Source organism: Rhizobium aethiopicum (genome assembly GCF_014197535.1).
Lineage (GTDB): Bacteria > Pseudomonadota > Alphaproteobacteria > Rhizobiales > Rhizobiaceae > Rhizobium > Rhizobium aethiopicum_A.
In genome coordinates this window covers 51,393-63,497 of sequence record NZ_JACIFV010000019.1, presented here as the reverse complement: position 1 = coordinate 63,497, position 12,105 = coordinate 51,393, and the positions used below count along the sequence as shown (strand labels likewise).

At 62.6% G+C, this 12,105-nt stretch carries 12 protein-coding genes; 7 read left to right on the top strand and 5 right to left on the bottom strand.

Annotated elements, in window-relative coordinates:
• The first annotated feature begins 3 nt into the window (after window positions 1-3).
• The 6 genes from GGD53_RS22495 (at window position 4) to GGD53_RS22470 (ending at window position 6,010) form a co-directional block, all read left to right on the top strand.
• Entirely contained in the window at window positions 4-1,650 is a 1,647-nt protein-coding gene (locus tag GGD53_RS22495; protein WP_184459070.1) for an ABC transporter substrate-binding protein, read from the top strand.
• Window positions 1,651-1,708: 58 nt separating this feature from the next.
• Complete coding sequence (locus tag GGD53_RS22490; protein ID WP_184459069.1) at window positions 1,709-2,686, top strand: ABC transporter permease; 978 nt, start codon at window positions 1,709-1,711, stop codon at window positions 2,684-2,686.
• Window position 2,687: 1 nt separating this feature from the next.
• Window positions 2,688-3,566 carry an ABC transporter permease gene (locus tag GGD53_RS22485; RefSeq protein ID WP_184459068.1) on the top strand — a complete coding sequence of 293 codons (879 nt, stop codon included), beginning with the start codon at window positions 2,688-2,690 and terminating at the stop codon, window positions 3,564-3,566.
• Complete coding sequence (locus tag GGD53_RS22480) at window positions 3,563-4,366, top strand: ATP-binding cassette domain-containing protein (protein WP_184459067.1); 804 nt, start codon at window positions 3,563-3,565, stop codon at window positions 4,364-4,366. Before GGD53_RS22485 ends, GGD53_RS22480 begins: the two co-directional genes overlap by 4 nt.
• Window positions 4,363-5,262: an ABC transporter ATP-binding protein gene (locus GGD53_RS22475; protein ID WP_184459066.1), complete on the top strand. Its 900-nt coding sequence runs from the start codon at window positions 4,363-4,365 to the stop codon at window positions 5,260-5,262. Before GGD53_RS22480 ends, GGD53_RS22475 begins: the two co-directional genes overlap by 4 nt.
• A 70-nt stretch (window positions 5,263-5,332) precedes the next feature.
• Complete coding sequence (locus tag GGD53_RS22470) at window positions 5,333-6,010, top strand: spermidine synthase (RefSeq protein ID WP_184459065.1); 678 nt, start codon at window positions 5,333-5,335, stop codon at window positions 6,008-6,010.
• Between the two features lie 2 nt (window positions 6,011-6,012).
• On the opposite strand, the gene GGD53_RS22465 is transcribed toward GGD53_RS22470, so the two are convergent.
• From GGD53_RS22465 to GGD53_RS22455, 3 genes are all read right to left on the bottom strand, one after another.
• Complete coding sequence (locus GGD53_RS22465) at window positions 6,013-6,807, bottom strand: HpcH/HpaI aldolase family protein (protein ID WP_184459064.1); 795 nt, start codon at window positions 6,805-6,807, stop codon at window positions 6,013-6,015.
• A 62-nt stretch (window positions 6,808-6,869) separates the two neighbouring features.
• On the bottom strand, window positions 6,870-7,070 hold the full coding sequence (locus GGD53_RS22460) for a hypothetical protein (protein WP_184459063.1): 201 nt from the start codon (window positions 7,068-7,070) through the stop codon (window positions 6,870-6,872).
• Between the two features lie 88 nt (window positions 7,071-7,158).
• Window positions 7,159-8,067 carry a choline sulfate utilization transcriptional regulator gene (locus tag GGD53_RS22455; RefSeq protein WP_184459062.1) on the bottom strand — a complete coding sequence of 303 codons (909 nt, stop codon included), beginning with the start codon at window positions 8,065-8,067 and terminating at the stop codon, window positions 7,159-7,161.
• A gap of 95 nt (window positions 8,068-8,162) precedes the next feature.
• Here GGD53_RS22455 and betC point away from each other — a divergent pair, with 95 nt between their 5' ends.
• Complete coding sequence (gene betC / locus GGD53_RS22450) at window positions 8,163-9,677, top strand: choline-sulfatase (RefSeq protein ID WP_184459061.1); 1,515 nt, start codon at window positions 8,163-8,165, stop codon at window positions 9,675-9,677.
• A gap of 18 nt (window positions 9,678-9,695) precedes the next feature.
• Here the strand turns inward: betC and GGD53_RS22445 are convergent, their stop codons facing one another.
• Both GGD53_RS22445 and GGD53_RS22440 read right to left on the bottom strand, forming a co-directional pair.
• Window positions 9,696-10,556 carry a TIM barrel protein gene (locus GGD53_RS22445; protein WP_184459060.1) on the bottom strand — a complete coding sequence of 287 codons (861 nt, stop codon included), beginning with the start codon at window positions 10,554-10,556 and terminating at the stop codon, window positions 9,696-9,698.
• Between the two features lie 65 nt (window positions 10,557-10,621).
• On the bottom strand, window positions 10,622-11,992 hold the full coding sequence (locus tag GGD53_RS22440) for an amidase (protein WP_184459059.1): 1,371 nt from the start codon (window positions 11,990-11,992) through the stop codon (window positions 10,622-10,624).
• Between the last annotated feature and the right edge of the window lie 113 nt (window positions 11,993-12,105).

Sequence of the window (12,105 nt, the reverse complement as noted above, 5' to 3'; positions counted from 1 at the left end):
AACATGAAAAAATATCTTCTTGCAGCCGCAGCACTGACGTTGCTTTCCGGATCTGCGATGGCGCAGACCGTCCTGACCGCGAACATCGAACCGGCGACCACCTGGGTTCGCAACTTCAACCCGTTCAACCAGACCTCGGCGCGTCAGTCGACACTCGACTTCATCTACGAGCCGCTGGTTATTTTCAACCGCTTCGACAGCAACAAGCCGGTCTATCGCCTGGCCGAAAGCTTCAAGCTCTCCGACGACCTGAAGAGTATCGATTTCAAGCTGCGCCCGAACCTCAAATGGTCGGACGGCAAGCCGTTGACCGCAGCCGACGTCAAGTTCACCTATGATTACCTGAAGAAGTTCCCGGCGCTCGACTTCGTCAGCATCTGGACCTTCGTTACCGACGTGCAAGCCGTCGACGGCCAGACGGTGCGCTTCACGCTCGCCAATCCGAGTTCGCTTGCCGCCGAGCAGATCTCGCAGCTGCCGATCGTTCCCGAGCACATCTGGAAGGACGTCGCCGATCCCGTCACCTTCGCCAACGAGACCCCGGTCGGCAGCGGTCCGCTGACTGAGGTACCGCGCTTCACCGGCCAGACCTATGACCAGTGCCGCAACCCGAATTACTGGGACAACGCTCATCTGAAGGTTGATTGCATTCGCTTCCCTCAGCTTGCCGACAACAACCAGATCCTGACGGCAACCGCCGACGGCACGCTCGACTGGGGTGTCTCCTTCATTCCCGACATCGACAATGTCTATGTCTCCAAGGATCCGGCGCACTTTCACTACTGGTATTCGCCGAGCAGCATGGTCGCCTTCCTGTTCAACCTCGAAACTGCAAACGAGAACAACAAGAAGGCCTTCAACGACGTGAAGTTCCGCCGTGCCGTCGGCATGGCGCTCGACCGCAAGACCATGATCGACGTCGCCGGCTACGGCTACCCGACGCTCAACGAAGACCCCGGCCTGATGGGCGAGCTCTACAAGAGCTGGGCGGATCCGTCCGTCAAGGCCGACTTCGGCAAATACGCGACCTATGACGCCGACGCCGCCAAGGCGCTGCTCGACGAGGCCGGCTACAAGGACAAGGACGGCGACGGCTTCCGCGACAATCCCGACGGCAGCAAGATCTCCTTCTCCATCATCGTCCCGAACTCCTGGACGGACTGGGTCGACACGGTCAACATCGCCGTCGAAGGCATGCAGGCGGTCGGCATCAACGCCAAGATCGAAACGCCCGAGGAGGCCGTCTGGACCGGCAACCTCATCAGCGGCAAGTTCGATGCGGCGATCAACAGCCTGCCGGCATCGGCCTCGCCCTACTATCCCTACAAGCGCGCCTTCAGCGCCTCGGACAAGGGCAAGACCCGCTTCACCGCGCAGCGCTGGTTCAATCCCGATGTGGAGAAGCTTGTTGGCGAGTTCACCCATACCGCCGACCTTGCCAAGCAGAAGGAAGCGATGAACAAGGCGCAGCGCATCGTCGCCGAAAACATGCCTGTCATTCCGGTGTTCAACAATCCGAACTGGTATCAGTACAACACCAAGCGTTTCACCGGCTGGTCGACCAAGGAGAACCCCTTCGTCAATCCGTCCATCTCGCGCACCAATCCGGCACGCCTCTTGAACCTGCTCGCCCTGGAACCTGTGAAGTAAGCATCATGATCTCCGGAAGCGGCGTCGAAAACGCCGCTTCCGTCACGACGGAGTTCCCATGGCTTTTCTGCTTCGCCGCCTCGTCTTCTATATGGCGGCCTTCATCGCGGCAGCGACGATCAATTTCTTCCTGCCCCGGCTGATGCCGGGCGATCCGGTGCAGATCATGTTTTCGAGCGCCGGCGCCGAACTGCCGCCGGAAAGTCTGCAGGCGCTGAAGCTCACCTTCGGCTTCGTCGACGGCCCGCTCTGGCAGCAATATCTGACCTATCTTGGCAGCATCTTCACCGGCGATCTCGGCCGCTCGATCAAATATTTCCCGCTGCCGGTGACCTCGGTGCTCGGTCATGCCCTCGTCTGGACCGTTGGCCTGATGGGAACGGCCACCATCATCAGCTTCGCGCTCGGCACCTTGCTCGGCATCGTCGCCGCCTGGCGCCGCGGCAGCAGGTTCGATGTCGTCGTCTCGGTCGGGGCGATCTTCGCGACCTCGGTGCCGGCTGTGGTGACGTCGCTGATCGTGCTCTTCATTTTCGGTTTCACGCTCGGCTGGTTCCCCAACGGCTATGCCGCCGATCCTTCGCTCGATCCGGCCTTCAGCCTGCAATACATCGGCAGCGTCGCCTATCACGGCATCCTGCCGATGGTGACGCTCTGCACAGTGCTGATCGGCGGCTTCACCGTCACTATGCGCAACAACATGATCAATCTGCTCGGCGAAGACTATATTGTCATGGCCCGCGCCAAGGGCCTTTCCGACCGGCACGTGATGCTGTGGTATGCGGCGCGCAACGCTCTGCTGCCGACCGTTTCCAGCCTGGCGATCGCCATCGGCACCATCCTCGGCGGTTCGCTGGTGACCGAAGTCGTCTACAACTATCCCGGCCTCGGCAACATTCTCTATCAGGCGATCCTCGCCCGCGATTATCCCGTCATCCAGGGCCAACTCTTGATCATGACCGCGACCATGCTGATCGCCAATTTCATCGTCGACGTCAGCTATATCTTGCTCGACCCGCGGCTGAAGGGAGCGTGAGATGAAAAGCCTGCTTCGAAACCGCAAGGCTCTTGTCGGCCTCATCATCATCGCTTTCATCGTCGTCGTCGCGATCGCAGCGCCGCTGCTGACGCAATACGATCCCGCCGCCCGCACCGGCAGGCCGCACCAGCCGCCGTCGCTCGACCATCTGCTCGGCACCACCCGCATCGGCCAGGATGTCTTCGCCCGGCTGCTCTACGGCGCCCGCACCTCACTTGCCGTCGGCTTCGGCGCCGGGCTGCTGATCACCCTCGCCGGCACCGCGCTCGGCATTATCGCCGGCTATCGCGGCGGCAAGACCGACGAAGTCATCAGCTTCTTCACCAATATGGTGCTGGTTGTTCCCAACCTGCCGCTGCTGCTCGTGCTCGCGGCCTTCATCGGTCAGGCAAGCCCCGTCGTCATCGCCCTCATCCTCGGCGCCACTTCCTGGGCCTGGGGCGCGCGCGTCACCCGCGCCGAGACGCTTTCCGTCAAGCACAAGGATTTCGTCAAATCCGCCGAAATGATGGGCGAGCCGCAATGGCGCATCATGACATTCGAGATCTTCCCCAACGTGATATCCATCGTCGGCATCAATTTCATCGGCAGCGTCATCTTCGCCATCATCACCGAGGCGACGCTGGAATTCTTGGGGCTCGGCGATCCCAAAGCGATCTCCTGGGGCACCATGCTCTACAATGCCCAGAAGGCCTCCGCCCTTTCGGTCGGCGCCTGGTGGGATATCCTCACCCCGTGCTTCGCGCTCGCCTTCCTCGGCATCGGCATGTCGCTGCTAAATTTCGCCGTTGACGAGATCGCCAATCCGCGTTTGCGCACCGGCAATCATCTGAAGCGCTGGTCGCTGCTCGTCCGTTCCGGGGAGGGCCGCCTGTGACGCAGCCGCTGCTTTCGGTGAGGAACCTCACCATCGACTATATCGGCGAGGAGAAGGATTTCCGCGCCGTCGACGATGTCAGCTTCGACGTCGCACCGGGCGAAGTCTTCGGCCTTGCCGGCGAATCCGGCTGCGGCAAGAGCACCATCGCCTTCGCCATCAGCCGCCTGCACAAGCCGCCGGCGCTGATCCGCAAGGAAAGCCGCATCCTGCTCGACGGCCGCGACGTGCTCGGCTTGGACCGACAGACGCTTGCCGCGTTCCGCTGGCGCGAGGTTGCCATGGTCTTCCAGAGCGCCATGAATTCGCTGAATCCCGTGCTGCGCGTCGAGGCCCAGTTTTATGACGTGCTGCGAACCCATAAGAACATGAGCCGCGCGCAAGCGCGCGAGCGCACCGCCGAGATGCTGAAACTGGTCGACATCGCACCGGACCGCATGCGCGACTATCCGCACCAGTTTTCCGGCGGCATGCGCCAGCGCATCGTCATCGCCATCTGCATGGCGCTCGATCCGAAATTGGTCGTCATGGACGAGCCGACGACGGCGCTCGACGTCGTCGTCCAGCGCGAGATCCTGCAGCGCATCAATGAGCTGCGCCGCAGCTTCGGCTTCTCTGTTCTGTTCATCACTCACGATCTCGGGCTGATGGTGCAGTTCTGCGACCGCATCGGCATCATGCTCGCAGGCAAGCTTGTCGAGCAGAACGATGCCGGCGCAATCTACAAGACGCCGCAGCACGCCTACACGAAAAAGCTCTGGGCCTCCTTCCCCTCGCTTCATGGAGGTGCGCTGCTATGAGCGATGCCATCCTCGCCCTCGACAAGGTGAGCAAGACCTTCGGCCACGGCACATCCGCCGTCCATGCCGCCCGCTCGATCTCCTTTTCGCTGCATGCCGGCCGGGCACTGGCGCTCGTCGGCGAATCCGGCAGCGGCAAGACCACCTGCGCGCGCATGGCGATGCGCGAGTATCAGCCGACATCAGGGCAGATCCTTTACAAGGGCCGCCCCGTCGAGGCGGCGAAATCCGACGAGATCGCCCACTATCGCCGATCGGTGCAGATGATCTTCCAGGATCCCTTCGCCTCGCTGAACCCTGCCCACACCATCGCCCACCACCTCCGGCGGCCGCTGAAGCTGCATCGACCGGAGATCAAAGGCGCAGCAGTCGACGTGACCGTCCGCGAACTGTTGCAGCGCGTCAGGCTCGATCCGGATCTCGTCGCGCCGAGATATCCGCACGAACTCTCCGGCGGCCAGCGGCAGCGTGTCAACATCGCCCGTGCCTTGGCCGTCAGACCGGCGGTGATCGTGGCGGACGAACCGACCTCGATGCTTGACGTCTCCGTGCGGCTTGGCGTCTTGAATCTGTTGAACGAAATGAAGCAGGAGATGAATCTCGGGCTGCTCTACATCACGCATGACATTGCCACCGCTCGCTATGTCGCCGAGGACATTGCCGTGATGTATGCCGGCCAGATCGTCGAATGGGGCAGCACCGCTGCGGTGATCGACAATCCGGTGCACCCCTATATCAGGCTGCTGCTTTCGGCCGTCCCCGATCCCGATGTCCGCTTCGACGATCCGAAGGCGCGCTTGATGCCCGACAAGGTCGACGATATCCGCCGTCGTTCCGCCGCACCGCAGGACGAGATCGTCGAAGTGGAGCCGGATCATTTCGCGCGGATGATCTGAGGCCGCCTTGCTGGCCTCACCCTTCGCCCTATGCTAAGGGACGGTTCCTTTCATGTGAGACGAAACCGTCATGCTGCCCTGGATCCAGCTCGATTCCGCGACCATTCCCGGCGAAGACGGCGAACTCAGGCTGAAGCGGCGCGGCAGCGAATTCTCGATCATGCTCGGCGCCAACGAGTTGATGAACAGCCGCCTCAGCGGCTCGGAGGAAGCGCTGGCGACCCTCTCGTGGGAGCGGATCAAGGCGCATCCGAAGCCGAGGATCTTGATCGGCGGCCTCGGCATGGGCTTTACGCTACGGGCCGCCCTCGCCGTCCTTCCCGAAGATGCCGGCGTCACCGTCGCCGAACTCGTACCCGCCGTCGTCGCCTGGGCGCGCGGACCCATGGCCGAGGTTTTCAAGGGCTGTCTGGACGACCCGCGCGTCCTCATCCACCAAGGCGATGTCGGTGAAGCAATCCGTGCCGGCAAAGCTGCCTATGATGCCATCCTGCTCGATGTCGATAACGGCCCGGACGGGCTGACCCGCAAATCCAATGATCGCCTCTACGATTTTAACGGCCTTCGCGCCGCCCGCGACGCGCTTCGCCCCGGCGGCGTGCTCGCCGTCTGGTCGTCCGGCCCCGATTCCGATTTCACGCGGCGGCTCAAGGACAGCGGTTTTTCCGTCGACGTCGTCAATACCCGCGCCAACCGCAAACGCGGCGCCCGCCACGTCATCTGGCTGGCGGTCAAACCGGCCTGCTGAGCTCAGCCGCCGGAAGCGATCCTGCGCGCTGCGTTGATGGCCCGGCGGGCGCCGGCGCGCAGTTGCACGGTCTCGGCGCCGGCAATGACCAGATCGAAGCCGAACTTCAGCAGCTCGCCGGCCCGCTCGCCGTCGCCGGCATAGGCACAGGCGAACTTTCCGTGGGCGCGGCAGCGCGAAACGGCATGCTGCATGGCGCTGTCGATCTCGGCGGCGTTCGGCGCCACCTGATCGCCGTTCGACAGCGCAATCGAAAGGTCCGCGGGGCCGACGAAAATGCCGTCGATGCCGGTAACGCCGAGAATGCCGTCGATCGCGTCGAGAGCGGCGCGGGTTTCGACCATGGCGATGGCGACGGTGAGTTCGTTGGCGTTCTTGAGGTAGGCGTCGGCAGAGAGGCCGGTATGGTTCAGCGCCAAGGACGGCCCCCAGCTGCGCTCGCCGAGGGGCGGATATTTCGTCGTCCGGACCAGAGCGCGCGCATCCTCGGCCGAATTGATCATCGGCGCGATGATGCCGGAGGCGCCGGCATCGAGCAGCCGCGAGGCGGAGGCGAAATCGCCGACGGGAATGCGGGCGATGGCCGGCTTGCCGGCAAGACGCGTCTGAGCGACGGCGTTTGCCGCCGACTGCATATCCCACATGCCGTGCTGCATATCCAGCACGACGGCATCGAAAGCTTCCTGCGCCAGATGGTTGACGAGCATGGCGTCGGGGATGCCGACCCAGGCGGAGATCATGCCGCCCTGGTGCTTCCTGATCCGGTCCGCAAAGCCATCGATTTCAGCTGCGCTCATGCCATTCTCCTCATTTCGACAGGCCGCCTCCGGCCGGACTGCTGCCAAATGGCAGCAGTAATTCATCCTCTGCGACGCCGCCGCGAGATGATGACGATCACGACGATGCCCGCTGCCGCCAATATGGCGCCCCAGAGCATCCAGATCTTTTGGGCGATCATGAAACTGGACGCCGGATAGGGAAAATAGCCGCTTCCCTGCCCGATCCAGATCAGCCCGAACAGAACCATAAGCAGTCCGATGACATATCCGATCATTCGCATGTTTCAGCCACCTTCTTCTTGGATTCGATCCCACAATGTCGATCGCCATTGCCGATGACAAGGCTTCTCCCGAGGAGAAATGCAACCGCTACTCACCATTTCTCTTCACCTCATCCGATAGCCAAGCGCTGAGCCTCTCGCTGTGGAGGTTCGGGGAGCGTGGTGGCACCAGCCAATAACCGCGGTCGGGCGCCTCCAGCGGCGGGCCGGCTTCGACAAGCATGTGCGCCGAAAGAAGCGTATCGACCAGCCCCATCCAGCCGATCGCCACACCCTGCTCACTGAGAGCGGCCTGGATGACCAGGGAGTATGTATTGAAACTGATATCGCCGCGGCCGGCATTGATGTCGCGCGGGACGGAGAATTCGGCAAAATATGTGCGCCAGTCGAACCAGGGCGATGGCAGCGGCGCGTCGAGATGAATGAGCCTCGCCTTGGCAAGCTGTCTCGGATCATCGAAGGGGCCGTTGCGATCGAGGAACCCGCGCGTGCAAACGGGCACGATCCGTTCTGGCAATAGTAGCGTACCAACGGCGCCGAATTCCCCGCGCGTGCCAAAAACCACCGCAACATCGGCCTCGTCGCGAAATCCGGCTGCAAGCCGCTGCGTCGCGACGATCTGCATATCCGTGTCCGGGTGCAGAAGGCGAAAACCATCCATGCGCGGGATCAGCCAAAGTGCCGAGAAAGCATAGTCGGTCCTGAGCCTGACAACCGGCCTTTGAGCTTCGGCGCGGAAACTGCGGGCGAGTGCGTCGATGTCGCCGACCGCTTTTGCGGTCACCTCAAGAAGCCGCTCTCCCTCCGCGGTCAGTTCGACGCCCCGATGTTGGCGGCGCAGCAGGCTGACGCCGAACTGCTCTTCCAGCCGGCGGATTTGGTAGCTGACGGCTGGCTGGCTCAACCCGAAAAGCGCTGCCGCCGCGGAAAGGCTCCCGAGCCGCGCTACCTCGACGAAGAGCCGCATCCATCCGAGCTCAGGCGTCCGTCCTGACATAAAAATCCTTTTGGTCATATATCGAAAAAAGCTGCCTTTACAGGGGCGATATTAGACGCTTCAATAAAATCTTCAAATAGCAAAAGGCAATTCACATGGCGCGCTCGAATATCCTCATCCTGATGGTGGATCAGCTGAACGGGACCTTGTTTCCCGATGGCCCTGCCGACTTTCTTCACGCGCCGCATCTGAAATCGCTGGCCAAGCGCTCGGTGCGTTTTGCCAATACCTATACGGCAAGCCCCCTCTGCGCGCCGGCGCGGGCCTCCTTCATGTCCGGGCAATTGCCGAGCCGGACGCGCGTCTATGACAATGCGGCCGAATTTGCCTCCGATATCCCGACCTATGCCCACCATTTGCGCGCGGCCGGATACCAGACGGCGCTATCAGGCAAGATGCATTTCGTCGGTCCCGACCAGTTGCATGGCTTCGAAGAGCGCCTGACGACGGATATCTATCCGGCCGATTTCGGCTGGACACCCGACTACACCAAGCCAGGCGAGCGCATCGACTGGTGGTACCACAATCTCGGCTCGGTCACCGGCGCCGGCGTGGCCGAAATCACCAACCAGATGGAATATGACGACGAGGTCGCCTATCACGCCACGCGGAAACTCTACGACCTCTCGCGTGGCCATGACGAGCGCCCCTGGTGCCTGACCGTCAGCTTCACCCATCCGCACGACCCCTATGTCGCGCGCCGCAAATTCTGGGATCTCTATGAGGACTGCCCTGCCCTCGACCCGGCGGTTGCGCCGATCGCCTATGAACAGCAGGATCCGCATTCGCAGCGTCTGATGAAAGCCTGCGACCACGATGCTTTCGACATCAGCCGCGAAGAGGTCCGGCGGGCAAGACGCGGCTATTTCGCCAATATCTCCTATGTCGATGAAAAGATCGGCGAGATTCTCGACGTGCTGGAACGCGGCCGCATGGCCGACAACACGATCATCCTCTTCGTGTCCGACCATGGCGACATGCTCGGCGATCGCGGTCTCTGGTTCAAGATGAACTTCTTCGAAGGTTCGGCTCGCGTTCCGCTGATGATCGCGGCGCCGGGCTGGAAGCCGAAACGGATCGACCGGCCCGTCTCCACCCTCGACGTGACACCGACGCTTGCCGGCCTCGTCGGGATCGATATCGCCTCGCTGAAACCGTGGACCGAGGGCTGGGATCTCGCAGCGCTTGCCGAGGGCGGCGGTGGCCGCGGCCCCGTACCGATGGAATATGCCGCGGAAGGTTCGGAAGCGCCGCTCGTCTGCCTCAGGGACGGGCGCTACAAGCTCTCGCTCTGCGAGAAGGACCCGCCGATGCTGTTCGACCTCGAGGCCGATCCGCAAGAACTCGACAACCTGGCGGCCGACTCGGCGCATGCCGGCACTTTGGCGCGGCTGGTCGAACAGGCCAGCCGGCGCTGGAACCTTTCCGATTTCGACGCGGCCGTGCGCGAAAGCCAAGCGCGCCGCTGGGTGGTCTACGCAGCGCTTCGCAACGGCGCCTATTATCCCTGGGATTATCAGCCGCTGCAGAAAGCCTCGGAGCGCTACATGCGCAATCACATGGATCTGAACGTGCTGGAGGAAAGCCAGAGATTCCCGCGTCAGGAATGAGCGCGAAGTCCTTGGGATTCAAGCCGTCCTGCGCGCCGGCGCCTCGCGCAGGAAACCCTCGATGAATTGTTTTTGAAGCAGGATGCCGTCCCATTCATCGGCGAAGAACGGCGAGTCGTAAATCAGCGTGAAGGGACCGTCGTAGCCGGCCTGCTCGCACATCTCCAGGCACTTGCGGTAATCCTCGGCATCGAGACCCGCAGCGTTATAGTCCGCCTTGGCGTGGCAGATTTCCGCCCGGCGCATGATATCGGCGAGGCCCCGATATTTTTCTGGCGCCGCCCAGTTGCCGAGATCGCCGTTGAGCCCGACCTTGCCGTCCAGCCGGTCCAGCAGCCAGTTCATCTCGACAGGCGACGGCAGCAGATCGAACCAGTTTTCGACGATGATACGCACATTACTGCCTTCCGCCTTGTCGGCCAGCCAGCTAAGATGACCGGCGGCGCGGGCAAGGTTTTCCGGCGTCGGCTTCTGCTTGCCGGCGATGACGCGCATCCTTTGCGCCCCGAGTGTCGCCGCGATATCGATCCACTCTGCCATCCATCTGACATCGCGCTCGGCCGTTTCGGGATGGCTTGGATCGCCGTCTTCGACGAGCAGCGTCTGGAACAGCACGTTCGACGATGCCATCGCCTCGCTGAGTTCAGTTAGGTAAGCGGCATCAAGGCTCGGCAGATGGAAGGAACAGACTTCCAGCCGGTGGATATCGCGCGCAGCGAGCGCCGCCGGCACGTCGATCAGTGCTGCACCGCCGGGGCCGTAGGGCTCTTTCGGCGCCGCGCTCTTGCCGGGGTCGGGGCTATAGCCATAAACGGCGCCGAGCAGCCGATGCAGCGACCAGGTCGAAACCGCGAAGCGTCCGTTCTGCAAGACTTGCACGTGCTTTCCTCCAGGATTTCCTCGTCCATCAATGGCAATAAACACCTGGCGGTCAATTGCCAATTTCAGACGAAATCGCCGCGGACCGCCGCCTCGGCCGCAAGTGCTGCTCCCAGCAGCGCCTCGTCGCGACCTGCGGTCGCCGAAAGCAGCAGACCGACCGGCATGCCTGCTGCGCCCGTGCCGCAGGGGATGGAAACGCCGCACCAGTCGAGGAAATTGCCGAGCGCGGTATTGCGCAGCGTCTTGTTATTCGCAGCGAAGAAGAGTTCGTCATCCTCTTCCAGCGGCGCGATCGGCGGAGCGACATGGGCGACCGTGGGAAAGGCGATCAGACGATTGCCAACGAGGAGGTCGGTATCGGCGATCAGGCGGCTGCGCGCCTGCAGCATCGCGATGTAATCGGGCGCCGTCGTCCTGCTTCCCAAGCGGGTGCGCATGACGACGCGATGGTCCATACTGTCTGCGTCCGGTCCCGCCAATCGCTCCTGGTGAAGGGCGAAAGCCTCCGCCGTCACCAGTGGACCATACCTGGTCATCAGATCGAAGATTTCGCTGAAGGCGGGAACGACGGTGCGGGAAACAGAGGCGCCGGCGCTTTGAAGACGTTCCAAAGCCATCTCGAAAGCAGCGACGACGCCCGGTTCCGCCGAATCGAAAACGACATTTTCGGGCACGAGCAATTCCAGCCCCAGCAGCGGCCGCTCGGCGACATCGGGCGCGGTCAGGCCGCGCATCGCCGCATCGATCCAGACGGCATCCCTGACGCTGCGGCAGAGCGGTCCCAGCGAATCGAGGCTCTTTGCCAGCGGATAGACGCCGTCCATCGCATGACGGCCGGATGTCGCCTTGTAGCCGACGATCCCGTTGAAGGCGGCGGGAATGCGCACCGACCCGCCGGTATCCGTGCCCATCGCCACCGGCACCAGCCCGGCTGCGACGGCAACACCGGCGCCGGAGGAGGAGCCGCCGGGGATGCGCGGGAGATCAGCACCGCGCGGATTGACCGGCGTGCCGTAATGCGGATTGATGCCAAGGCCGGAAAAGGCAAATTCGCTCATATTGGTGCGGCCGATGGCGACCATGCCAGCCTGACTGAGGAGACCGACGACCGCCGCATCGCGAATGGCGGGCGCGTCGGCGGCCAGGACGACGGACCCTGCCGTCGTTGGCAGGCCCTCGATGTCGAAAAGATCCTTCCAGGCGATCGGAATGCCGTCCAGCAAACCGAGCGAGCGCCCTTCCCGCAAACGTTTGGAGGAGGCGCGCGCCTCCTCCATCGCCCGGCCTTCGAGCAGTGTGGTGAATACCGCCTTGTCGGCAAAATCCGCGATGGATTCGAATACCGTCTCGGCCACATCGACCGGATCGGCGGCGCCGCCCTGGATGAGGACGGAAAGTTGGGCGACAGACATCGCACCGAAGGATTTGCTCATGGGACGGTCCTGATGAGAGATGCCGCCAAGGACTAACCCGGATCATCCGAGTGGGCCAGAGCCTCACGATCATTTGCATTTATTGGTACGAATTTTTGAACACTGAGTTTGAA